The sequence below is a fragment of the Saccharopolyspora shandongensis genome (genome assembly GCF_900106995.1).
Classification (GTDB): domain Bacteria; phylum Actinomycetota; class Actinomycetes; order Mycobacteriales; family Pseudonocardiaceae; genus Saccharopolyspora; species Saccharopolyspora shandongensis.
Map to the genome: position 1 here is coordinate 347695 of NZ_FNOK01000001.1, position 23218 is coordinate 370912.

Annotated in this window: 21 protein-coding genes; 7 read left to right on the plus strand and 14 right to left on the minus strand. The window is 71.3% G+C overall.

The window, feature by feature from the left end; all coding sequences use genetic code 11:
- The first annotated feature begins 98 nt into the window (after nt 1-98).
- A complete protein-coding gene (locus BLW84_RS01640; protein WP_093260436.1) occupies nt 99-1037 on the plus strand; it encodes an MBL fold metallo-hydrolase in 939 nt (312 codons plus the stop codon).
- A 335-nt stretch (nt 1038-1372) separates the two neighbouring features.
- Here the strand turns inward: BLW84_RS01640 and BLW84_RS01645 are convergent, their stop codons facing one another.
- From BLW84_RS01645 to BLW84_RS01670, 6 genes are all read right to left on the minus strand, one after another.
- On the minus strand, nt 1373-2452 hold the full coding sequence (locus BLW84_RS01645; RefSeq protein WP_093260438.1) for a glycoside hydrolase family 172 protein: 1080 nt from the start codon (nt 2450-2452) through the stop codon (nt 1373-1375).
- 91 nt (nt 2453-2543) lie between these two features.
- Entirely contained in the window at nt 2544-4103 is a 1560-nt protein-coding gene (locus tag BLW84_RS01650) for a hypothetical protein (RefSeq protein ID WP_093260440.1), read from the minus strand.
- Entirely contained in the window at nt 4093-4905 is an 813-nt protein-coding gene (locus BLW84_RS01655; RefSeq protein WP_093260442.1) for a hypothetical protein, read from the minus strand. The genes BLW84_RS01650 and BLW84_RS01655 overlap by 11 nt, the downstream gene beginning before the upstream one ends.
- 175 nt (nt 4906-5080) lie before the next feature.
- Entirely contained in the window at nt 5081-6550 is a 1470-nt protein-coding gene (locus BLW84_RS01660) for a hypothetical protein (RefSeq protein ID WP_093260444.1), read from the minus strand.
- Entirely contained in the window at nt 6550-7329 is a 780-nt protein-coding gene (locus BLW84_RS01665; protein WP_143060832.1) for a hypothetical protein, read from the minus strand. The genes BLW84_RS01660 and BLW84_RS01665 overlap by 1 nt, the downstream gene beginning before the upstream one ends.
- 136 nt (nt 7330-7465) lie before the next feature.
- The gene (locus tag BLW84_RS01670) at nt 7466-8488 is read right to left on the minus strand and encodes a beta/alpha barrel domain-containing protein (protein WP_245760860.1); all 1023 of its coding nucleotides are present in this window, start codon (nt 8486-8488) and stop codon (nt 7466-7468) included.
- Nucleotides 8489-8623: 135 nt separating this feature from the next.
- Between BLW84_RS01670 and BLW84_RS01675 the strand changes: the two genes are divergently transcribed.
- From BLW84_RS01675 to BLW84_RS01690, 4 genes are all read left to right on the plus strand, one after another.
- The gene (locus BLW84_RS01675) at nt 8624-9379 is read left to right on the plus strand and encodes a DeoR/GlpR family DNA-binding transcription regulator (RefSeq protein ID WP_093260448.1); all 756 of its coding nucleotides are present in this window, start codon (nt 8624-8626) and stop codon (nt 9377-9379) included.
- Nucleotides 9372-10520, plus strand: a complete 1149-nt coding sequence (locus tag BLW84_RS01680) for an MFS transporter (protein WP_093260450.1) — start codon at nt 9372-9374, stop codon at nt 10518-10520. The genes BLW84_RS01675 and BLW84_RS01680 overlap by 8 nt, the downstream gene beginning before the upstream one ends.
- A gap of 230 nt (nt 10521-10750) precedes the next feature.
- Entirely contained in the window at nt 10751-12685 is a 1935-nt protein-coding gene (locus BLW84_RS01685; protein WP_093260452.1) for a hypothetical protein, read from the plus strand.
- Nucleotides 12686-12718: 33 nt separating this feature from the next.
- Entirely contained in the window at nt 12719-14326 is a 1608-nt protein-coding gene (locus BLW84_RS01690; protein ID WP_218157179.1) for an ABC transporter substrate-binding protein, read from the plus strand.
- 35 nt (nt 14327-14361) lie between these two features.
- Here the strand turns inward: BLW84_RS01690 and BLW84_RS47170 are convergent, their stop codons facing one another.
- The 4 genes from BLW84_RS47170 to BLW84_RS01705 form a co-directional block, all read right to left on the minus strand.
- Nucleotides 14362-14502 (minus strand): hypothetical protein, encoded by a 141-nt coding sequence (locus BLW84_RS47170; protein ID WP_177226209.1) that lies wholly within the window; start codon nt 14500-14502, stop codon nt 14362-14364.
- A 167-nt stretch (nt 14503-14669) separates the two neighbouring features.
- Nucleotides 14670-15992, minus strand: coding sequence for an alkyl sulfatase dimerization domain-containing protein (locus BLW84_RS01695; protein WP_093260454.1), 1323 nt, complete (start codon nt 15990-15992; stop codon nt 14670-14672).
- 163 nt (nt 15993-16155) lie between these two features.
- Nucleotides 16156-16911 (minus strand): nucleotidyltransferase domain-containing protein, encoded by a 756-nt coding sequence (locus BLW84_RS01700; RefSeq protein ID WP_177226214.1) that lies wholly within the window; start codon nt 16909-16911, stop codon nt 16156-16158.
- A gap of 151 nt (nt 16912-17062) precedes the next feature.
- Entirely contained in the window at nt 17063-17974 is a 912-nt protein-coding gene (locus BLW84_RS01705) for a branched-chain amino acid transaminase (protein WP_218157180.1), read from the minus strand.
- A gap of 127 nt (nt 17975-18101) precedes the next feature.
- Between BLW84_RS01705 and BLW84_RS01710 the strand changes: the two genes are divergently transcribed.
- Both BLW84_RS01710 and BLW84_RS01715 read left to right on the plus strand, forming a co-directional pair.
- Nucleotides 18102-19433, plus strand: coding sequence for an aminotransferase-like domain-containing protein (locus BLW84_RS01710; RefSeq protein WP_093260458.1), 1332 nt, complete (start codon nt 18102-18104; stop codon nt 19431-19433).
- Nucleotides 19434-19629: 196 nt separating this feature from the next.
- A complete protein-coding gene (locus BLW84_RS01715) occupies nt 19630-20004 on the plus strand; it encodes an FKBP-type peptidyl-prolyl cis-trans isomerase (protein WP_093260459.1) in 375 nt (124 codons plus the stop codon).
- Nucleotides 20005-20329: 325 nt separating this feature from the next.
- Here BLW84_RS01715 and BLW84_RS01720 read toward each other — a convergent pair whose 3' ends face one another.
- The 4 genes from BLW84_RS01720 to BLW84_RS01735 are packed head-to-tail and all read right to left on the minus strand — an operon-like array spanning nt 20330 to nt 23209.
- On the minus strand, nt 20330-20728 hold the full coding sequence (locus tag BLW84_RS01720) for a PH domain-containing protein (RefSeq protein ID WP_245760861.1): 399 nt from the start codon (nt 20726-20728) through the stop codon (nt 20330-20332).
- A 41-nt stretch (nt 20729-20769) separates the two neighbouring features.
- Nucleotides 20770-21267: a 6,7-dimethyl-8-ribityllumazine synthase gene (gene ribH / locus BLW84_RS01725; protein ID WP_093260463.1), complete on the minus strand. Its 498-nt coding sequence runs from the start codon at nt 21265-21267 to the stop codon at nt 20770-20772.
- Nucleotides 21264-22562, minus strand: coding sequence for a bifunctional 3,4-dihydroxy-2-butanone-4-phosphate synthase/GTP cyclohydrolase II (locus BLW84_RS01730; protein WP_093260465.1), 1299 nt, complete (start codon nt 22560-22562; stop codon nt 21264-21266). The genes ribH and BLW84_RS01730 overlap by 4 nt, the downstream gene beginning before the upstream one ends.
- Nucleotides 22562-23209 carry a riboflavin synthase gene (locus BLW84_RS01735; protein ID WP_093260467.1) on the minus strand — a complete coding sequence of 216 codons (648 nt, stop codon included), beginning with the start codon at nt 23207-23209 and terminating at the stop codon, nt 22562-22564. The genes BLW84_RS01730 and BLW84_RS01735 overlap by 1 nt, the downstream gene beginning before the upstream one ends.
- Nucleotides 23210-23218 lie beyond the last annotated feature (9 nt).

Here is a 23218-nt window from a genome sequence, read left to right on the forward strand (position 1 = left end):
CGACCGTTCGGTCCACCACCGGGGCGGCCCGGCAGGGCACACTGGTGGACGCCCGTGATCGCGCACCTCGGAAGAGCCCGGATCCGCGGAGGTCAGCAGTGAACATCGACAACGCCCATCCCGAACGAGCGACGCTGTCCGAGGTCGGCCCCGGGGTTCACGCGTGGGTGCAGCCGGACGGTTCGTGGTGGATCAACAACGCGGGGGCGGTGCTCGGCGACGACGGTGTGGTGCTGATCGACACCTGCGCGACCGCGCGGCGCACCCGCCGGTTCCTGGACGCGGTGCGCGCCGCGAGCGGCGATGCGCCGATCCGGTTCGCGGTGAACACCCACCTGCACGGCGACCACACGCACGGCAACGCGCTGCTGCCCGACTCGACCGTCCTCATCGGACACCCGGCGACCCGGACCGGCATCCTGGCCGAGACGATCCTCGCGGAGCCGCCGCCGGTGTGGGATCCCGTGCCGGACTGGGGCATCACCGAGTACCGCGCGCCGACGGTGCTGCTGCAGGACTCGCTGGTCCTGCAGAGCGGCGACCGGCGGGTCGAGCTGCACCACCCCGGGTACACCGCGCACACGCCCGGCGACGTGGTGGCGTGGGTGCCGGACGCCGGGGTGCTGTTCACCGGCGACCTGATCTTCCACGGCGTCACGCCGCTGGTGTTCATGGGTTCGGTGGAGGGCGCGCTGAAGGCGCTGGACTGGCTGGCCGGGTTCGGCGCGGCGAAGGTGGTGCCGGGCCACGGCTCGGTCCTGCCGGGCTCGGCGTTCCCGCGGGTGCTGGAGGACCACGCCCGCTACTACCGGTTCGTGCTGGACACGGCCCGCCAGGCCCGCACCGACGGCCTCTCGCCGCTGGAGGCGGCCCGGCGCTGCGACCTCGGCGAGTTCGCGGCCTGGCCGGACCGCGAGCGGATCGTGCTGAACCTGTACCGCGCCTACGCCGAAGCGGACGACGCCGAATTCGACCGGGCGGCGGCGTTCGCCGACGCGATCGCCTACAACGGAGGCCCGCTCCGCTGCGCCGTCTGATCCCGTGGTGGGCGGCAGTTTCAATTGAAACTGCCGCCCACCACGGGAAAGTCACAGTTTCAATGAGCGTTTTTCATCCTGGTCAACCCGCAATCGCGGGTCGCAAAGCTGCACGTCGATGGGGTGCCGCATGCGCCGCAGGCGCATAACCCACCTACGACACCTGCACCGCCGCGGGTTCTCAGAGGCTTCCTGGCGAGGACGGCCCTGACGCCGTGTATCGGACATACATCAGGAGGGGCACCCACAGACCAGGGAGCCTCTGAGGTTCCGCCACCCGCACCGCCACGCAAACTGAGGTTGGAAAAACCTCAATTGAAACTGCGGGCCGGGGGTCAGAGGGGGCGCGGGATGCGGTCCGCCACCGGGGCGAGGGTGACCGGGAGCGCCGGGAGGGTCTGGTACCAGTACGCCACCGACGAGACGTCGTCGGAGCGCTTGTTGGCGTGCCCGTGCTCGATCGTCACCTTGATGGACTTCTCGAACACGACCGGGTCTTCGACGTGGAAGCGGTAGTAGGACACCTGCCCGCTCCAGTTCGGCCCGCCCGGCATGGTCAGCCCGTGGTACGGCGCCTGGTACGGCTGGTTCGGGCACCACGCGGTGTTGAAGTAGTCCTCGGTGCCGGTGCCGTGCAGCCGCGGCGGCCAGGGCTCGCCGTCGATGAAGAACATGTCGTCGCCCTCGCCGTACCAGTTCCAGGCGCTGGTGTGGCGGAGGTTGTGCACGTTGAGCACGGTGCCGACGTAGTGGCCGCGGCCCTCGGCCTCCAGCAGCACGTAGTTGCCCGCGCCGTCGGTGTTGGTGCCGCCGAAGAGGAACTCCTCGTTGGTCTGGTCGCCCTGCTCGACGCCGTCGGCGGGGTTCTGCCGCCGCCACTGCGCGTGGAAGTAGCCCAGTTCCGGGTCGGCTTCGCCGTAGGTCTCGTAGTCGATGTAGTAGTAGAACGTCACCGGCTTGACGCTCATCTCGCTGATCAGCTCGAAGCGGGCGCGCCCGGCGAAGGGCATCGCGAACCAGCAGTTGAAGCCCTTGCCGTCCTGCGGGCTCATCTGCAGCGGCGCGGACGAGAAGTTGCCGCTCCGGCCGTGCCCCATGCCGAAGAAGTCGCCCAGCGGCACCAGCACCGCGGGGTGCGCCGAGTCGTCCCAGCTGATCTTCAGGACGAGCCGCCGCAGGTAGTCGTCCTCCAGCTCGGCGGGCTTGCCGACGTGGTCGAGGGCGACGGTGCACCAGATGTGGGTGATCACGCCCGGCCCGGCGATGTCGGCCAGTTCCCTGGTCTCCCCCGGCTCGATGCGCATGTTGTCGGTGTTGCCGCCGGTGCGGTCCCAGCTGGACACCCGGCCGCGCCGGGTCTGCCGCAGCCGTGGCAGATCCCGCAGGCTGCTGCCGAAATCCCCATATCCGGACAAGATTCCTCCCCAGTAATAGCGTGTGTGTCCGTGATCACTTCTTACCACGTGGAGATCGGCGCACGATGCAATTTCCGGCGCCCGGCCTCGTTCAGCGCACCGGCTCGACGCTCCGGCCGGCGTGCTGGAAAGCGCCGTTCGGCAGCCGGCGGAACCGGTCCACCTGCCGGACGCTGGGGCGCTTCCAGGCGTCGTCGTCCCGCCAGGTGAGCGACGCGATCCAGAGCTCACCATCGATGACGGCCAGTAGGTCCGGCCTGAGCCCGGTACCCAGCTCGCCCTGGTCACCGCGCAGCAGCACCTGCAGGAGCCGCGGATTCCGGGGATCCGAGGCGCCGTCGTACACCCGAACCTCGCCGATCCCGATGGTGTTGCCCAGGTCGCACGCCACGGTGAGCAGAGCGTCCTTGCGCCCGTCGCCGGTCACGTCGTGGAACAGCGAGTGATCGATGAGCACCGCGTCGCCCTGGTCCACCGGCGAGCAGGCATCGGCGAGGACCGCCTGCCAGTCGGCACCGCCGAGCGGGCCGTTCGGGTCCGGCCCGCAGATCTCGGTCGCCGTCGCCGAGCAATGCCGGACGTAGGCGCTCCAGGCGATCCACGCCCAGCTCCCGTCGTGCACCGTCGAGAACACCGCGGCCGAATCGCCGTTGCGGTAGATGATCGCGCCGTTGCGATGCACCGCACGGGTTTCCAGCAGCGCGGCCAGCGTCGGCGAATCGGGGATCTCGCTCAGGAAGTCGCGCCCCACCACACGATCGTCGAGGAACAGCGGGTCCGAAACGGCGGTGAGCGCGACATCACCTCGGCCCTGGCAGGCCACATCGTGCAAACCGATCAGCGCTCTCGTGGCGCTGTCCCCGAGCCGCTCCGCGGGCAGGTCCTCGACGTCGAGGTCGACCGAACCGCACCCGCCGCCGGACTCGGCCGGGCGCAGGAACGCCGTCCCCAGCTCCGAATCCCAGCGGGCGAACAGCTGCGGGTGGATCGACGCGGCGGTCTCCAGCGATCCGTCGTCGACGCGCATCGCGACCAGCCACTGCCCGGACAGGGTGAACGTCCAGGCCGGGCCCGGGACCAGGTCGGCCGGGCGCTGGTCGGCGTCGAGTCGGTAGCTCGCCGTCCGGTACAGCGCCGATTCCTCGCCGAACCAGGGGCGCGAAACCTTCGTCCACACGTCGACGTCCTCGTCGTCGACGATGCCGTACCGGGCGGGTTGCCCGGTGCAGTGCCCACCCGAACGGAGCGCGTCCCGGACCGGCTGGACCTCGCGCCGATCCAGCCTCGCGACCCCGACCAGCACCTGCGCGGGGTTCGGCAACGAGTACTGCGCCGCAACGGTTCCGGCATCCCCGCCCCACACGATCTCCTCGGCGATCGCATCGATCGGGCAGCCCTCCGGCGCAGCCACGTCGGACACGAGGAGCTGGCCGTTGTCCGTCGCGGAGCCGTCGGCTTCCGTGCGGCTCTGGAAGGGCCCTTCACCGGCCTGGGGCAGCAATTTCGCGAGCGCTTCCGTCGAATGGATGTCGATCGACCTGCCCGCGGGCGGTTCCGGCGACCGGTTGAGCAGGATTCCGGCCGCCAGCGCGATCGCGCCGACCGACCCGAGCACGAGGAGCCGACGCCGCAGACGCGGGTCATCCGGCACAACCGCCCCCTTCCTGGTTGGCGGGTACGGGTTCGAAGTCGCCATGCCCGCCGGCCCAGCTGAACGCCGAGCGGTAGCGGTCGGCGCGGCCGGTGATCTCGTACGGCCCGTCCCGGGGCCGCACCTCGATCGTCTGCGCCTTGCCGTCGATCACCACGTCCAGTTCCAGGACCCAGGTGTAGTGCGCCTTCCCGGCACGCACCTCGACCTGGAACACCACGGTTTCCCCATCGGCCAGGGTGATCGCGTTGTCGGCGAAGTAGCGCTCACCCAGCTCCCGCCCCTCGATCACCCGCGCGGTCGGGTCGAGCTCGTCGAGGTCGATGCCGACCCGGATGGTCGGGCCACCGCCCTCCGCCCTGATGCAGGCGATCGTTCCGGAGAGATTCGGCTCCCTGGCGAGGATTCGGGCCCGCATGTCGGTGATCACGACGTTGCGCGAGCTCGCCCCCTCCACGGTGATCTTCGTGCCGAGCTGCTCGAGTTTCACCGCGCCGAGGGCCGGTGGGCCACCGCTCGGGTAGTCGCCGACGGGCCCGAGTTCCGCCACGCGCTCCGGAGGTATCACCGCGGCGAACGCGTGGCTGTAGTCGCCCACCGTTGTGTTGTCCACCTCCGCCGACACCAGCAGCGGCGGCCGGGTGATGTCGCGAACGGAGTTCCACAGCCACGGCGCCGCGACACCGGCCAGCGCGACCACCAAAGCACTGATGACCAAACCTGTTTTGGTCATCAGGAACCGCAAGCGCGACGGCTTCGGACCGGTTTCGGCGTTCACGCGCTCCGCGGTGTCCCCGGACATCCCCGCACCCCCACCCGACGGCCGCCGGCGATCACCACAGTGTAATCGCGATCACACCGCATAGACGGCGGGTTCGCCGCGATGGTTCCCGGGATCGGCACCGGGTCATGCGCCGGGACTCAGGAATTGCGTGCGAATCCGGTGCCGGACTTCCGCGGAAGGCCCGGGTCCCGGGTCACGACATGTCCTCGACATCCCGCCATTCCGGCACGAAATTGCCGTCCTGCCAGCGGAATCCGTCCGTCACCAGCAGGTTCGGGTTGCCCTGCGGATCGTCCGGCGGCCAGCTCCACGACTGGACGGTCAGCTCGTCGCCGGACAACGTCACGGTCGCCGGGGCGAGCCCGGTGCCCTGCGGGCCCGGATCGTCGCCCAGCAACGCCTGGATCAGCCGCGGCGAATCCGGCGGCGACCCGCCGTCGTAGACCTGCACCTCGCGGAGGCGGGTGCCGTCGGCCAGGTCGCAGTTCACCGCGAGCACGGGCTCGGGACGGCCGTCTCCGGTCAGGTCCTGGAACCGGCTGTGCACGATCGCCGGGTATTCCTCGCCGCAGCCCCGCTCCGCCAGCACGGCCGTCCAATCCGCCCCGCCGAGCGGGCCGTAGGGATCCGGCTCGCACAGCCGGGCCGCAGCGGGTTCCGCGGTGGAGCAATGGCGCACGTAGGCGTCCCAGCCGAGGGGCGGTGCGCCTGGGGTGTACAGCGTCGAGAACACCAGCGCGGAGTCGCCGGACCGGTAGGTCACCGCGCCGTTGCGGTAAACCGCGCGGCTCTCCAGGATTCGCGCGAACCCGGCGGGATCGTCGACGTCCACCCGCCCGTCGACGTCGACGCCGTCGTCCACCACCAGCGGCGCCGACAGCACCGCCAGGACCGCGTCCATCCGGTTCTGGCAGGCCAGATCGTGCATGCTCTGCAGCTGCGTGATCGCCTGCCTGCTGAGCGCGCCCGGCGGCAAGTCCGCGATGGCGACGTCCGCGGGCGGGCAGCCGCCTCGGGATTCGCCCGGCTGCAGGAAGTTCGTGCCCACCTCGCGGTCGAACGCCGCCAGCATCGGCGGGTAGATATCGGCCGCTGTCTGCAAGGGGGATGTGTACGCGCCGATCGCCACCAGCCACTCGTCCGACATGGTGAACGTCCACACTGGACCGCCGCCGATGTTGGTGACGAACCGGCCTTCCGCATCCATGGTGGTGTCGGTGGTGGTGAACAGCGCCGACACGTCGCCGAACCACGGGCGCGCGATCTTCGTCCACACGGAGCCGCCGCTGGTGTCCGGGCGCTGGCAGTTGCCGGCCGAGCGCAGCGCGTCCCGCACCGGCGCCACATCGTCCTGCGCCAGCTGCACGATCGCCACCAGCGCAGACGTTTCCTCGCCGATCGTGTAGCCCTTGAAGACGGCGGAACTCGCGGTGCGGAACTGCTGCACGACCGGCACCGGGGCGCAATCCTCCACCGTCGCGAGGAAGGAGACCCTGTCGTACGAGGACTCGTCATTCGCGCGGAATCCGTCACCGGCCGCTGGCAGCAGCGCAGCCACCTCCTGCGGCGAACGGACCTCCGGCGGCCGGTTCCACCAGATCCCCAAGCCGACCCCGGCCGCCACGACCACGACGAGCGCCAGCACCCGGAGCGCGTACCGCATCAGCAACCACCCGCCCGGTCCGGGAAACTCCAGGACTGCATGCCCCGGGCGGCGAAAACCGCCCCGTACCGCGGGCTGAACCCGGTCATCTCGAACTCGCCGGTGTCGGGCTTCGCGGTGTAGGTCTGCGGTTGTCCGTCGATGACGAGGTCGACGTCGATCACCCAGCGGTAGTGGCCGTCGTCGGCGCGCGATTCGACCTGGAACACCACCGTCTCGCCGTCGGCGAGCTGCTGCGCCTGGCCGGTGAAGTACGGCTCGCCGAGCCTCCTGCCGTCGAGCACCCGCGCCACCGGGCGGAACTCGTCCAGGTCGAAGCCGATCCGCTTCGCGGGCAGGTCGCCCTGCGGCGTGCTGCAGAGCAGCGTCCCGGCGACGTTCGGCTCCCGGCTCAGGATCCGGGCGCGCATGTTCGTGATCACCACGTCGCGGGAGCGAGCGCCCTCGATGGTCACCGTCGTGCCGTGCACGCCGGCCTTCACGGCGCGGCGCAGCGCAGGCGAATCGGCCAGGAACTCCGCAGGTGTCCCGATTTCTGCCGGATCGGCCACGTCGGGCAGCGCGTAGCTGCGATCGTCCACCGGGCCGCCGTCCGAGCTCGCCCACACCAGGACCGGTGGGCGCGACACGTCGCGGGCGGCGTTCCACAGCATCGGCGCGGCGACCCCGGCCAGCGCGCCGACGAGCGCCACGACCACGAACGCCGGGCCGCGCAGCAACCGTTGCCACCACCTGCGCCGCGGTGTCGCGGCGCCGGATCCATCCGATTCCGTCGCCACCAAGCGTCGCCTCCCCGGCTGCGCCCAAGGATCAACATCCCCGAGCGTACCGAGCCGACGAGCGCCCGGTGGCGCCATTCGCCCGATCACCGTTGCCCGCAAGGCGAAAGTCGCCCGATGCGAGCAACGCGGCGGGTCAGCGCTGCGGCGGCGTGTAGTTCTCGATGCGGCGCACCAGGTTCCGGATCCGGGCCGCGTACAGCGGCGAGAGCGCGTAGCCCGGGTAGCTGGCGAACCAGCTGGCGCTGCCGAGGCTGACCGCGTCGGCGCCCGCCCAGAAGTACTCGCGGCAGTCGTCGAAGCTGCGGATGCCGCCGGTGGCGATGATCGGCAGCGTCACGCCGGCGTCGCGCAGTTCCTTGACCACCCGCAGGCCGATCGGCTTGATCGCGCGACCGGAGAGCCCGCCGAAGCCGTTCTTCAGCAGCGGCTGCCCGGTGTTCGGGTCCAGCCGCAGGCCCTTGACGGTGTTGATCGCGGTCAGCGCCGACACCCCGTGCCGGGCCGCCAGCTTGGCGTGACCGAGGTAGTCGTAGTCCGGCGAGAGCTTCAGGATCACCGGGTGGTTGCTGCGCGGCACCGCCTCGGCCAGCACCGACTCGATGATCTGGTTGAAGTCGAAGTTGACGTTGTGGCAGGAGACGTTGAACTCGACCGCGGCGATCTCACCGGCCGGCACCGCGGCGTTGAGCTTGTCGACCAGCGTGACGAACTCCTCGGCGGAGAAGCCGCCGACGGAGATGATGGTGTTCTGCTCGCGGGTGCGCGGGTAGTAGTCGCGCAGGTAGGCGTCGATGCCGACGTTGCACCAGCCGAAGGCGTTGAGCCAGCCGCCGTCGACCTGCCGCAGCGCCTGCCCGTAGCGCTTGATCAGCGAGGGCAGCTCGTGCAGCGGCCACACGTCGCGGGTGGTGAAGTGCCCCTCGCGGGGCTCGACGGTGACGGTGCGGGTGGTGACCGCGCCGAACCGGGACAACGGCACGAACTGCGAGATCGGGCTCATGCCGTAGGGCACCAGCTTGGTGTTGGCCACGCCGTAGCCGAGCAGGCTGGACGAGGTCACCAGGCGGTTGCGCAGTCTGATGTCGCCGAGCCGCACGCCGAGCTCGGACGGGACGTCTCGCACCAACCGAAGGTTGCGCTCCTGGGCCACGCTCACGATCTCCTCCTACCCGACGGCTCCACGCCGTCGCCTCCATTGTCCCTCACCCGGAGCAGTGCACCGCCCCGGGTTCGCACATCGCACCCGCGCGCGGGGTTGCCTTTCGCACATCTTTCTTGTTCGATTGAACTCGTGGAGAGTTCGGAAAGAACTTCGACGATCATCGAGCGGCTGCGGCGGGCGGAGCGGGTCACGGTGGCCGAGCTGGCCGAGGCGACCGGTTCGTCGGAGATGACCATCCGCCGCGACCTCGACCAACTCGCCGAGCAGGGCGTGCTGCGGCGAGTGCGCGGCGGCGCGGTGAGCTTCCTGCGCGGCCACTCCGCGCCGTTCCCGCTCCGGGAGCTCGACGAGACCGGGACCAAGAAGCAGCTGGCCGCGGCGGTCGAGGAGCTGATCGCGGACTGCGAGTCCGTGATCATCGACTCCGGTACGACGACGCTGGAGGTGGCCCGGCGGCTCGCGCACCGCCGGATCACCGCGATCCCGCTCGACCTGCACTCGGCGAACGCGCTGAGCAACGCGCCGCAGGTCGACCTGCTGATGCCGGGCGGGCGGACGAAGCCGGGCGAGCTGTCGTTCACCGGCCACCTCACCGAGACGTCGCTGCGCGCGCTGCGGGTGGACACCACGATCCTCGGCGTGTGCGGGCTTTCCGCGACGCACGGCCTGACGGCGCACGACCTCGAAGAAGTGCCGGTGAAGCAGGCCGCGGTGGCCGCCGCGCAGCGCGTCGTCGCCGTCTGCCACGGCGCCAAGTTCGCCCGGACCGGCCTGGGATTCGTCTGCCCGATCACCGACATCGACGTGATCGTCACCGACCGGGCCGCGCCTGCGGACGCGTGCGCGGCGCTGGTCGCGGCGGGCGTGGAGGTACGCGTTGTCTGAGACGACCGTCGCCGTCCCGCAGCGGGCCCGGTGGGCCGTGACGGCCTACTTCGTGATCACCGGCGCGGCGCTGGGCACCTGGACCGCGCGGATCCCGGCGATCAAGCAGGACCTCGGCCTGGACGACGCGCAGGTCACGCTGGCGCTGTTCGCGGTCGCGGCCGGCTCGGTGCTCGCCATGCAGATCGTCGGACACCTCGCCGACCGCCTCGGCAGCGCGCGGGTGCTGGGACCGGCCGGCATCGCGATGTCGGCGAGCCTGCTGCTGCCCGGCATCGCCGGGAACCTCCCGGCGCTGGTGGCCGCGCTGCTGCTGTTCGGCGCCGGGCACGGAACCGTCGACGTGGCCATGAACACCCACGCGCTGCAGGTGCAGCGGCGGTACGGGCGCCCGATCGTGAGCACGTTCCACGCGATGTTCAGCGTCGGCGGCCTGCTCGGCGCCGGAGTCGGCGCGCTCGCGGCGCACGCGGCGATCGGCGTCGGCGCGCACTTCGCGCTCGTCGCGGCCGCGCTCGGCGTGGTGTCGCTGATCGCGCGGCGCGCGCTGCTGCCCCCGGAGGCCGCTGCGACCGGAAATCCGGTGCGGCAGCGCGGGATCTCGCCGGGCATCGTGTTCCTGGGCGTGCTGGCCTTCTTCTGCTCGCTGGGCGAAGGCTCGATGGCGGACTGGTCGCCGCTGTACCTGCACGACGTCCTGCGGACCAGCCCGGCGGTCGCGGCGACCGGCTACGCGGTGTTCTCCGCGATGATGGCCGTGTTCCGCTTCCTCGGTGACTTCCTGGTCGCCCGGCTCGGGCCGGTCCTCCTGGTGCGGTGCTGCGGCGCCGTCGCGGGCGTGGGCCTCGGCGGCGCGCTGCTGCTGCACCACCCGGTGGCGGCGATCATCGGCTTCGCCCTGTTCGGCATCGGGCTGTCGTGCATCATCCCGCAGGTGTTCAACGCGGCGGGCAACCGCGATCCGAGCCGCAGCGGCCGGGATCTCGCCCAGGTGAGCACGCTCGGCTACGGCGGCCTGCTCGCGGGCCCGGTGGTGATCGGCCTGGTCACCAGCTGGACGGACCTGACCACCGGCCTCGCGACCCCGGCGGTGCTGGCGGTCTTCGTAGCCCTCTCCGCCGCCGCGGTCCGGCCCCGCTGAGCCGCACGGGCTTTGGGGTCCGCGGCTGCTGATGTCCTTTGCCGCGAACGGTTTCCGGCCCGGCCGGCCGATCACGTTCCGCGCGCAGATGAGCACGGCGAACGGGTGACGTTCGGCGGGCCCCCGGCGGCCGTGCCCCGATGCGGCCCACCGGATGCGTCTGAACCGTTAGAGTGCTGCCCTCATCCGGATTCTGGGGCCGGAGGCAATGGCGCCGAGGGAGGCCGAGGATGTTCGTGGGTCGCGCCGATCTGCTCGCGCTGGTCGACCGGTTGACCGACGTTTCCCGTGCGTATTCCGGCGAAACCCGGCCGGTGCTGGTCATCGAGGGCTGCGGTGGTTCCGGCCGCACCGCCGTGCTGGAGCGGGCGGTGGACGCCTGGCAGGGCCGCACTCCCGCGGTTCTGGTGCGGCCGCGGCTGCTCGACGACGACGGGGCCAGCCCGGTCCGGCCGGTGCTGGCCGCCATCATGCTGGGCCTCAGCCTTGGCGCGCCCGGCTATTCGGTGGCGTTCCCGCGCGTGGTCCTCGCCCAGATCGCCATTTCGCTGCAGACCGGAGATCTCGATCCCAGGAAGTCGTTGGAGCAGCTGAACAAGGCGCTCAACACCTACAACAGCCGCAGCGAACTGCTCGGTTTCGTCCGGGGCCTGGCGAACGTCGCAGGCGCGCTGGTGAACATCCCGGTGCCCGAGCCGGTCGCGGACGACATCGCGAAGGTGATCGTCGACCGGCTGCACCTCTCACGCTGGATGACGCGGCGGACCTGGAACAAGGAGGCGCTGGCCTGGTTCGGCCACCAGGGCCGGCAGCGCGCCTTGAAACCCGAAGAGGTGCTGCTCGGGCTCAACACCCAGGCCAGGAGCAAGAACGCCGCCATCCGCCGGGACGTTGACGATCTGCTCGTCAACGCGCTGCTCGCCGACCTGCGGCACAGCCTCGCGCACGCCGGCGGCCGCCCGGCGAACGTCCTCGTGCTGCTCGACGACGGCGACACGGCCCCGGCGATGTCCTTCACCGGCTCGCTGCTGCGCGTCCGCAAGGCGCTCGCGGCGAGCCCCGGCAATCCCGACAGCAAGCTGCCCGACCCGCTCACGCTGGTCACCACCAGTGCGGGCGCACTCGCCACCGCGCTGTCGTCCCGCCCGGCGCACGAAACCGGGACCGGCGAGGTCTCCGGGTGGTGGATCCGGATGCCCTTGCCGGACCTCGAAGCGGCCGATCTGGTCGAGTGGGCAAGGAATTTCCCGGGCTGGAACAGGAACTTCGCGGACGGCCCGGAGGAGCTCGGGGCGACCGCGGTCGCCCGCGCGGCCTACAAGCTCACGCACGGCCACCCGGAATCGACGGCGTTCGTGCTCGGCAGGCTCCACGACGAGCCGAACCTCGTCGGCGACCTGGACGAGCTGCTGCGCGCCGAGGAGCCCGAGGGCCCGGTGGAACGGCGGCTGCTGGCGGCCTTCGTGCGCGGGCTGGACGCCTCCAAGCACATCGACGACACCCTGGTCGAGGCGCTGATCACGTTGTCGGCGGCGCGGAACCGGGTGGAGGCGACCGTGTTGGCGCCGCTGCTGCCGGCCCCAGTCGGCTTCGACTCCGAACTGTTCACCTCCGCGACGCTGTGGTCGCCGACCAGCCCCGGCGCGGAGCCGAGCCTGCATCCGCTGGCCCGCTACCTGGGCATGCGCGCGCTCGCGTCCCGCGGCGAGGACGAGACCGCCCTCTGGCGCACCGTTTTCGAAAGCCTCCGCAGCAAGGTCGCGCCCGAGAACCGGGCATCGCGGCTGTACTACCAGCGGATGCTGGGCGAGAGCGACGCCGTGGCGGCGGAGTTGGCCGACCTGCTGCCCGAGCTGCCCGCCGAGGAGTGGCTGGCGCTGTTCGACGCGGTCGTGGCGATGCCCGATCCCCGGGCGCGCGACGTCGAGCAGATCCGGCGCGCCGGCTGGCCCGGGACCCGCCACGGGCACGTCGTCCGGCTGCTCGGCGTGATTCCCGCCCACGACAAGGACCCGTGCGTCACCGAGTGGTCCGTGCGCAAGAAGCTCCGCTCGCACGCGGCACACAGCTTCCAGCAACTCACCGAACACCTGCAGGGGCAGGATCCGCTGCCGTTCATCTGGCGCGCGCAGCGGTACGGCGGCCGCCGTGACGAACTCAGCTGACCCCAAGCCTCCTCCAGTCGGAAGGACCCGGCCGTGACGCGGTTACGACGATTCTTCGACACCCTCCGCCCGTGGCGCAGGTTTGGCGCGGGCTGGCGGGACTGGATTCCGCTGGGACTGGTCGTCGCGCTGCTGGCGCTGTCCGGCGCCGCGATCTGGGCCGGCCCGTGGCTGACCAAGCGCATCGGCTGCAACGACGGGTTCCCGACCGCGGAGATCTGGTCGGCAGGCGCCGAATGCGTCGGCCTGTCCGAGGGCCCTTACGCCTTCGGACTCGACGAATTCGCCCCGGTGATGCAGGTGATCGACCGGCAGAACCGCGCCGCCGCCGACAAGTGCGACCCGACGGGCACGCCGGTGACGGTCGGGGTGCTCATGACGATGACCGACCCGTCCGTCGGCGGTCGCGCGGTGCGCGAACTGGAGGGCATGGCGGCCGGTCAGCTCCGCGCCAACGGCACCGGCTGCCTGCATCCGATGCGCCTGGTGGTCGGCCAGATCGGCCGGTACGACGAGAGCTCGAACGCCGTCGACGTGGCCCGGCTGCTGTCCGACCGCGCCGACGTGGTGGCCGTCGCCGGGGTCGGGCTGAGCCAGCAGCGCACGGCCGACGTCGCGGATCTCCTCGCGGCGGCCAAGATCCCGATGGTCGCCGACCTGGTCACGGCGGTGGGCTTCGACCAGAACGGATCCCGCGAGGACCAGCCGGTCTTCGACGGCTGCGACCCGGACATCACCTACCCGCGCGGGATCGGCAACGACTACTTCTACCGCGTCGCCTACCGGACCTCCGTGCAGATCGAGCAGCTCGGCGCCGTCGTTCCGGCCAAGCCGGACTTCATCATGGTCCCGACCGGCGGCTCCGACCCCTACACCTGCACGACGTTGCCGCTCATGCAGCGCCAGTTCGGCGGGAACGTGACCGAGGTGAAGTTCGACGCCGACGAGCTCAGCACCGTCCCGCAGACCGCGAAGCGGGTGTGCGGCGCGCCGAAGGACGTGACGGTCGCCTACGTCGCGCGCGGTCGCGACATGGCCAGGTTCATCCAGAGCCTCGACGAGGAATTCGCCAGCGGGCACTGCGCCGCGTCGTCGGTCACCGTGGTCAGCACCTCCGACGGAAAACGCCTGCAGGCAGCCGAATCCGACCTGTACGTCGAAGACCTGCGGAACAAGGCGTTGCGGTCCAAGAGCTTCACCGAAGGCAAGGTGCGGCTGCTGGCCACCACGATCGGCGGCGCCGACCGGCCGCAGGACGGCAACCCCAACTTCGAGGTGTTCCAGCAGACCTTCGCCGCGGCGGGCTTCGACCCCTCGCACACCGACGACGGCTGGGCGATGAACGCCTACGACGCGGTGGCCACCGTCTCCCAGGCACTGCGGTCCCTGCCGGCGAACAAGCCGGTCCAGCGCAGCCAGGTGAACACGGCGATCAACGGTTTCTCGTCCGCGGAAAGCTCGGTGCCCGGTGCGGGCGGCCCGATCACCTTCGACAACAACGGCAACCGCACGGGCGGCGTTCCGCTGGTCATGCGCGTGTGCCCGCTGCGACCGGCCGCGGCCGACCAGCCGCCGCGAACCACCGGCGTCGTCGTCCGGCCGGGCAGCGCGATCCCGCAGTGCCCGGGCACCGACGGGTGATCGCCGGGGCTGCTCGACGCGCTCCAGCAGCACGATCAGGGCTTCGGCTGCCGGGGACAGCCTGCCGGGTCGGTGCACGGGCCGACCCGCATCCGCGCATCCGTCCGAAGTGGACGATCCACCGCGCCCTGCTCGCGGGCCTCGTGGACCGTCTGCCCGGCGACCACCAGCGGCATGGCACCGCTGGTGGCGGTGATCTCGACAGGAGCCCGCGATTTCCATTGAGGTTTCTTCGTCCTCCTTGTGCGTGGCGGTGCGGGTGGCGGAACCTCAGCGTCCGCCTGGACTGCGGGTGCCCAACCTGATGCATGTCCAGTCGGGCCGGGTGCGCCGGTGGGTCCGGTCAGATCGCCCAGCGGGTCTTGCCCTTCGACTCCGCCGCCACCTCGTCGAGCACGCCGGTGCCGCTGACCCGGCCCCTCGACTCCGCCGCCGCCCAGGTGAAGACGCCGCGCGACATCGTCGAGAGCTCCTGCTCGGCGCGCTGCGCGTAGATGTCGGCGCGGACCTCGTGCACCGCGGCGTCGTCCGGCTCCGCCTGCACCGCGAACTCGACGAGGTGGCAGGCCAGCCGCAACTCCCCCGCCACCGCAGCGGCTTTCGCGCGTTCGGCCAGCGCCGCCGCGCCACCGGCGAGTCCGGCGAGCGCCGTCGCGAGCTGCTCGTCCGGGGCGGGCTTGAGGTGCGCCGGGTTCCCGTCGTACCAACCGCCGTAGAGCCGCCACACGTTGCGCACGACGAACTCCGGCTCGTCGTACACCGGCCGCAGGTACGGCTTGTCCGCGAGGTGCTCCGGCGGGCGCACGGCGTGCACGATCTCGTCGAGCCGGGCTCCCCGGTTCATCAGCTCCAGGGCCTGCTCGACGAGGCTTTCCAGGTATTCGGCAGTGTCCAGCAGCGCGGTGCGCACCCGGTCCGCGCCGACGATGGGAATCCCGTGGCCGGGCAACAACATCTCGGCCCCGAACTCGGCCATGTGCCGCAGCGCCTGCGCCCACTCCCGGGGATAGCGCTGCACCTTCTGCGGGTTCCCGGCGTTCGGCGTGACCCAGATGAACATGTCGCCGGTCATCAGCACCCGCTGGTCCGGCAGGTAGGCGTAGGTCGCGTCGTCGGTCTCGCCCTTGCCGTGGTGCAGCCGGACTTCGCGGCCGCCGACGGTGAGCGTCATGGTGTCCCGGTAGGTGACGTCGGGGTAGCGGTAGTCGAGCGGCCAGCGGGCGTCGGCGCGCTGGAACTGCCGCTGGTTGATCACCTCGTTGTAGCCGCTGGTGAGCTTGTAGCGGTCGAACCGGGCGACGACCGCCTCGTGCCCGACGACGACCGGCCGGGGCCGCCGCAGCTCGTCGGCCTCGGCGTCGAACGGCCCGACGCCGAAGACGTGGTCGATGTGCCCGTGCGAGTACACCGCGTAGCGCAGGGGCAGGTCGCTCCAGGCGCGCACGGCGGTGTGCAGCCGGGCGCTGAACCGCTCGTGGCTGGTGTCGAACAGCAGCAACCCATCCTCGCCTCGGACGGCCACGACGTTGCCGAAGGCCGGGAAGAGGGCCACGCCATCGGCGAGTTCGATGACGTGCCCGTCCTGCCAGCGGCCCTTCTGGTAGTCGGCCGTGGTCGCCTCGCCGCGCCAGACCTCGTCGCAGTACGCCAGGAAATCCTTCGCCATCACGGCTCCTTTCCGCCGCAGCCATCGTTGGCGGCGAAGCCCCGGCAGGTCCAATAGGCGTTTCCGCTGCCGCGGATCAGACCGCCCTATAACGACAGGCCCGGGCGCCCTCGTGAGCGTTTTGGAGCGCCACAGCACTCCAAAACGCTCACGAGTCAAGCTCCTACCTGGCCGCGGATACCGCCGCGTCGCACAGGGCGTGGGCCTCGTCCACCGCCTCGACCAGCGTCTGCGCCGTCAGCCCGGCCACCACCCGGTCGACGTCGCGCAGGCCCGCCCTGGTCAGCAGGCGCTTCTCGTTGGTGACCCACTCGCCGCGGGCCGCGAGCACCCCGTGCGCCGCCTGGCAGGCGGCCTGCGCGATCAGGCCCGCCGTCTCCGCGAGCCGGCCGTGCGGCGCGTGGTTCGCCCGCGCGTAGGCCAGGCCCATCGACGCCTGCCCCCACCAGACCGCGGGCGCGGCCTCGCGGAGGGCGTCCGGGTATTCCGGCCGCGGCAGTTCGCCGTGCAGCACCCGGTTGATGGCCATCTCGGCGACCACCAGGTAGCTGGGGATGCCCGCGAGGTGGAACATCAGCGGCTGCCACTCGAACCGGCCCGCCCGGGCCTCGGCGAGCTCGTGCTCCACGACGTCCAGGTCGCGGTAGTGGACGTCCACGTGGCGCCCCTCGATCTGCAGCCACGCGCCGCCGTTGAACACGCCGCCGCCCCACTCGCCCAGTTCGGAGACCTCGCCGGGCCACCCGACATCGCGGAGGTCCTGCGGTTCGAAGCGGCCGCGGTAGTAGATCGCGAAGTCCCAGTCGCTGTCGGCGCGATGGGTTCCCTGGGCGCGCGAGCCGCCGAGGCTCACCGCCTGGACCCCGGGCAACGCGGCCAGCCGATCCGCGACGCGGGCTTCGAATTCGGCATCTTCCAGCACGTGATCAGACTCCTTCGGCGATGCGACCAGCATCCGCGCGACGGGCCGTTCCCGCCCGTCGCGCGGCGAATCCCGCCGGGCGCGGTTCGCCCGGCGGGCCCTTCGTCCACCGTCAGGAGTCCATGCCTCGAAGGCTAGCGGAAGTCGATCAACCGACGTAGGTCAGCCAGTGCCGGTAGCGCTCATCGGCGCCGGTCACCGCCGCCGTGAACGCATCGCGGATCTTGCCCGTCACCGGGCCGGGCTCGCCGATCTCGCGGTTGTCGACCGAGCGGACCGGGGTGACCTCCGCCGCGGTGCCGCAGAGGAACATCTCGTCGGCCGCGTAGAGATCCGAGCGGAGCAGGTTCTCGCGGCGCACGGTGAGGCCGAGGTCGGTGGCCAGCGCGGTGACCGAATCCTGGGTGATGCCTTCCAACGCGCCCGCGCTCGACGGCGGCGTGTAGAGCACGTCGCCGCGCCGGACGAAGATGTTCTCGCCGGAGCACTCGCTGACGTAGCCGTCGGTGCTCAGCAGCACCGCTTCGTCGAACCCCGCATCGCGCGCCTCCAGCTTGGCCAGCGCGGAGTTCAGGTACGGGCCGGTGGCCTTGGCGGCGGTCGGCACCACGGAGGGATCGTTGCGCCGCCAGGAACTCGTCATGAGGCGCACGCCGCGGTCGGCCCCGTCGAGGTAGGCGCCCCACTCCCAGCTGGCGATCGACACGTGCACCGGCGCGCCGGTCGGGTCGACGCCCATCACGCCGTAGCCGAGGTGCGCCAGCTGGCGGACGTAGCAGGAGCGGTGCCCGTTGGCCCGCACCAGCTCCAGCGTCGCCGCGCGCAGCTCTTCCTTGCCGTGCGGCAACGTCATGCGCAGCATCTTGGCGCTGCGGAACAGCCGGTCGAGGTGCTCGTCGAGCCGCAACAGCGCCGGCCCGTCCGCCGTGGGGTACGCGCGGATGCCTTCGAACACGCCGGTGCCGTAGTGCAGCCCGTGGCTGAGCACGTGGACCTGGGCCTCGCGCCACGGCACCCGCGCGCCGTCCATCCAGATGTATTCCGACTCCGTCAGCGCCATCGCCATCCCCTTCACCAAAGTGGCATATCTCGCGATGTGGGACAGGCCACTTCGCGGCCACTTGGCACGCTATCAAGTGGCCAGTTCATCCACTAGTGATTAATCCGCCCTGGTGCAGAATGGCCGCATGTCGAGTGCCGATGTGGACCAATTCGCCGCGCTGATCCGCGACCGGCTCCGCCACGGGAACGGCCCGCTCAGCCGCCGGCTGGCGACCGCGCTGACCGACCTCGCGCGCACCGGCGCGCTCAGCCCGGGCACCCGCCTGCCGTCCGAGCGCGACCTCGCCCGGGTGCTGGAGTGCAGCCGAGGCGCGGTGGCCGCGGCCTTCAACGCGCTGTTCGAGGAGGGGATCTGCGAGCGCAGGCACGGCAGCGGCACCTACCTGGCCGCCGCCGGGCGGGAGTCGGCGATGGGCCGGCTGCTGCGCCCCGGCGCGGTGTTCGCCGACCTGTCCACTTCGGTCGTTCCCGATCCGTCGCACCTGCGGGTGCCCAAGCTCGATCCCGCCGCGCTGCTGAGCACGCCGAGCCGGCACGGCTACGACCTGCCGGGCGAGCCGGGCCTGCGGGAACTCATCGGCGGCGAGCCGCTGATCACCGGCGGCGGGCAGCAGGGCATCGACCTCGCGACCCGCTGCCTGGCCCGCCCCGGCGACGCCGTGCTGGTCGAAGACCCCACCTACACCGGCGCGCTGGCCGCGATCCAGAGCTGCGGGGCGCGGGCCGTCGCCGTGCCCACCGACCGGCGCGGCATGCTGCCCGACGCGTTCCGCGACGCGATCGCGCGGCACCGGCCCGCCTTCGCCTACGCGCAGGCGGTGCACAACCCGGCCGGCACGGTGGCCGACGCCGATCGCGTCGCGGAACTCTCCGGGATCGCCCGCGACGCCGCCCTGCCCGTTGTCGAGGACCGCACGCTCGCCGAGCTGGTGCACGAAGGCCCGCGGCCCGGCCGGTTCGCCGACGAGCACCCGCACGGCGTGGTCGAGGTCCACTCGCTGTCGAAGGTGCTGTGGGGCGGCCTGCGGGTCGGCTGGCTCGCCGCGCCGGAACCGCTGCTGGCGCAGCTGACCGAGCTCAAGCAGACCAGCGACCTGGCGACCAGCACGGTCGGGCAGCGGTTCGCGGCGGAACTGCTGCGGCACAACGACTTCGCGACCTGGCGAGCGGAACTGGCGCGCCGCCGCGACCACCTGGCCGCCGCCCTGCGCAGCCACCTTCCACAGTGGACGTGGGAGCGGCCCGCGGGCGGCCTGTCGCTGTGGGTCCGGCTGCCCGGCACCGACACCGAACGCTTCGCCGAGCTCGCCCGGGACAACGGCGTGGCGGTGGCGCCCGGCTCGCTGTTCGCGGCCGACCGCGGCCACCGCGACCACCTGCGCCTCAGCTTCGCCCTCGGCCCGGAACTGCTCGACCAAGCCGTCGCGGCGCTCGCCCGGACCTGGGAACGGCCGTGAACCAAGCCCGGCCGCCCCTGAGCCGTGCGTGTTTTGTGTCGTCATAGCAGCACAAAACACGCACGGGTACTGGCCCAGCCGTATCCGTCCACCCTGGAACGATGCCCGGGCGAGTGTGCTCCACACGGGACCGTCCGAGACAATTCACCGGCAGCCGTTGCACGACGCTGCGCACCATCGATCGAGGAGAACGCACGTGAACAAGGAAAAGCCGCAGGTCGCCAAGCCGACCGGCGCGCCGCCGGCGGACCTGGTGATCGAGGACATCGAGGTCGGCGAGGGCCCCGAGGCCAAGGCGGGCGACCAGGTCGCCGTGCACTACGTGGGCGTTTCGCACAGCACCGGCAAGGAGTTCGACGCCAGCTGGAACCGCGGCGCGCCGCTGGAGCTGCGGCTCGGCGCGGGCCAGGTCATCGCGGGCTGGGACAAGGGCCTGCAGGGCATGAAGGTCGGCGGCCGCCGCAAGCTCACCATCCCGCCGCAGCTCGCCTACGGCGACCGCGGCGCGGGCGGCGTGATCAAGCCCGGCGAGACGCTGGTCTTCGTCTGCGACCTGGTCTCGGCCAGCTGACGCCCGAGGGCGCGGTGGCTTCCCGATTCTGCCTAAAATTGGGAAGCCACCGGCCCGCACCAAGCGTTCACGACTTTCCGATTTTGCCTAAAATTGGGAAACTTCCGCACTCGCACCAGACGCTCGCGGCGCGTCCCGCTCCCCCAATTTTGCCTAAAATTGGAAAACTCTAGGCCCACCCCAGGCGGTCGTCGCGATTTCGGCGGTCCGATTTCGCCTGAAACCGGGAAGGTTCCCCCTGCTGCCCAGGCGGTCTGCCTGCGGAAACGAAAGGGCGCCTCCGCCGGATTCGTCCGGTCGAAGGCGCCACCGCACCGCTCCGTGCTCAGCTCGCGGCGTCCACCTCGCGGCGGAGTTCGCGGAGCTCGCGCATCGCCTTGATCGCCCGCTCGCCGTCGGCCGCCTGAATCGCCATGATCGGCACGTACTCGTCCTCCGGCAGCTCCAGCCGGGCCCACGAGGCGCCGTCCGGGAAGCTGACGGCCTGCACCAGCGGCCACGAGAAGCGCTGCGTGCCGATGATGTTGCGGACCTCCACGCCGTCGGCGTCGGCGCGCAACCGCGGCCGGGTCAGCAGCATCACGCCGCCGCCCAGCAGCAGGCCCAGCGCCACCATCGCAACCTGGTCGGACACCGAGAAGATCACGCCGGTCGGGGTGTTGCGCAGCAGCAGCCCGACCGCCGCGAACGTCAGCACCAGCACGACGGCGATCGGGATCGCCACCCGCCGCACCTTCCGCGGCCGGACCTCCACCCGCTCGGCACTCACAAGAAACCCCGTTCCCCGTCCCAGCCACGCAGCTCCCGCAGCACCAGCGCCGTCTCCAGCGCCGCCGCCGTCGCCTCGAAGCCCTTGTCCTCCACCGAGTCGTCGAACCCGGCCCGGTCCTCCGCCTGCTGCATGGTGTCGCAGGTCAGCACGCCGTTGCCGATGGCCGTGGACTCGTCCAGCGACACCCGGGTCAGGCCCTGGGTGACCGAGTCGCAGACGTACTCGAAGTGCGGCGTGCCGCCGCGGATCACCACGCCCAGCGCGACCACCGCGTCGTGCTGGTGCGCCAGCTGCTGGCAGACCACCGGCAGCTCGATCGAACCGGGCACCCGCACCACGGTCGGCTCCACGATGCCCGCTTCCTTCGCCGCCGCCAGCGCGCGGGAGAGCATCTGCTCGACGAGTCGCTCGTGCCAGCGGATCGCGGCGATGCCCAGCCGCAGGTCACCCGCCTTCGGCACGCTAGTCCGCGGTCGCCCCTCGCCACTCATGCCGTCACTCCAGTCTCGCCGTTGATCGAGGAATCCTCCCCGTCGTCGAGATTGTCCAGCACGTGCCCCATCCGGTCGCGCTTGGTGCGGAGGTAGCGGATGTTCTCCGGGTTCGGGCGGATCGGCAGCGGCACGCGGTCCACGATCCGCAGCCCGTAGCCCTCCAGCCCGACCCGCTTGGCCGGGTTGTTGGTGAGCAGCCGCATCGACCTGATGCCCAGGTCGCACAGGATCTGCGCGCCCTGCCCGTAGTCGCGGCTGTCGACCGGCATGCCCAGCGCGACGTTGGCGTCCACGGTGTCGGCGCCGTCGTCCTGCAGCTGGTAGGCCTGCAGCTTGTGGATCAGCCCGATGCCGCGCCCTTCGTGCCCGCGCATGTAGAGCACCACGCCGCGACCGGCCTCAGCGACCTTGGCCATCGCCGCGTCCAGCTGCGGGCCGCAGTCGCAGCGCAGCGAGCCCAGCACGTCGCCGGTCAGGCATTCGGAGTGCACCCGGACCAGGATGTCCTCGCCGTCGCCGATCTCGCCGTAGACCATCGCCAGGTGCTCGATGCCGTCGAGGGTGCTGTCATAGCCGAAGGTGCGGAACGTGCCGTGCACGGTGGGGATGCGGGCCTCGGCGACGCGCACCACCTGCTTCTCGAAGCGGCGCCGGTAGGCGATCAGGTCGGCGATGGTGATCAGCGCCAGGTCGTGCTCCTCGGCGAAGACCTCCAGTTCGTCGCGGCGCGCCATGTCGCCCTCGGACTTCTGGCTGACGATCTCGCACAGCGCGCCGGCCGGCCGCAGCCCGGCGAGGCGGGAGAGGTCCACGGCGGCTTCGGTGTGGCCGGGCCGGCGCAGCACGCCGCCGTCGCGGGCGCGCAGCGGCACCACGTGGCCGGGCCGGGTGAGGTCCTTGGCGGTGGACTTCTCGCCGGCCAGCACGCGCAGCGTCTTCGCGCGGTCGGCGGCGGAGATGCCGGTGCTGACGCCTTCGGCGGCGTCGACCGTGACGGTGTAGGCCGTGCCCTTGCGGTCCTGGTTCCAGTAGTACATCGGGGGCAGGTCGAGGCGGTCGCAGTCCTCACCGGGGAGCCCGACGCAGATGTAGCCGGAGGTGTAGCGGACCATGAACGCCACGAGTTCCGGCGTCGCCTTCTCCGCGGCGAAGATCAGATCGCCTTCGTTCTCGCGGTCCTCGTCGTCCACCACGACGACCGGGCGTCCGGCCGCGATGTCGGCCAACGCGCGCTCGATGCTGTCGAACTTCTTCGTGCTCACCGTGTTCGCGACCTCGTCCTCGGGGTTCATCACCGCGCCTCCCTGCCGCCGCCATTGTCCCCCGAACGGGCCTGCGCACCATGGTCCAGGTGGTTCAGTTGCGCGGCGGCGAGCCGTTCCAGGTGCTTGGCCAGCACATCCACCTCGATGTTCACTTCGTCACCCGGCCCGCGGAAGCCCAGCGTGGTCAGCTCTTTCGTGGTGGGGATCAGCGCGATGCTGAACTCCCCGTCACCGGCGTCGACCACGGTCAGCGACACGCCGTCGACGGTGATGGAGCCCTTCTCGACCAGGTAGCGGGACAGCCGCCGGGGCAGCTCGAAGCGGGTGAGCCCGTCGGCGTCGGTGCCGCGCAGCACCGCGGTGCCGTCGACGTGGCCCTGCACGATGTGCCCGCCGAGCCGGTCACCGAGCGCCATCGCGCGCTCCAGGTTGACCCGGTCGCCGGCCGCGATGCCCTTCAGCGAGGAGCGGCGCAGCGTCTCGGCGACGACGTCGGTGGTGAACCGCCCGTCGCCCACCGTCACGACGGTCAGGCACACGCCGTTGACGGCGATCGAGTCGCCGTGCTTGGCGTCCCCGGTGACCACCGGCCCCGCGATGGTCAACCGGCTGCCGTCGGCCAACGACTCGACCGCCTCGATGGTGCCGAGCTCCTCGACGATCCCGGTGAACACGTGCTGCCT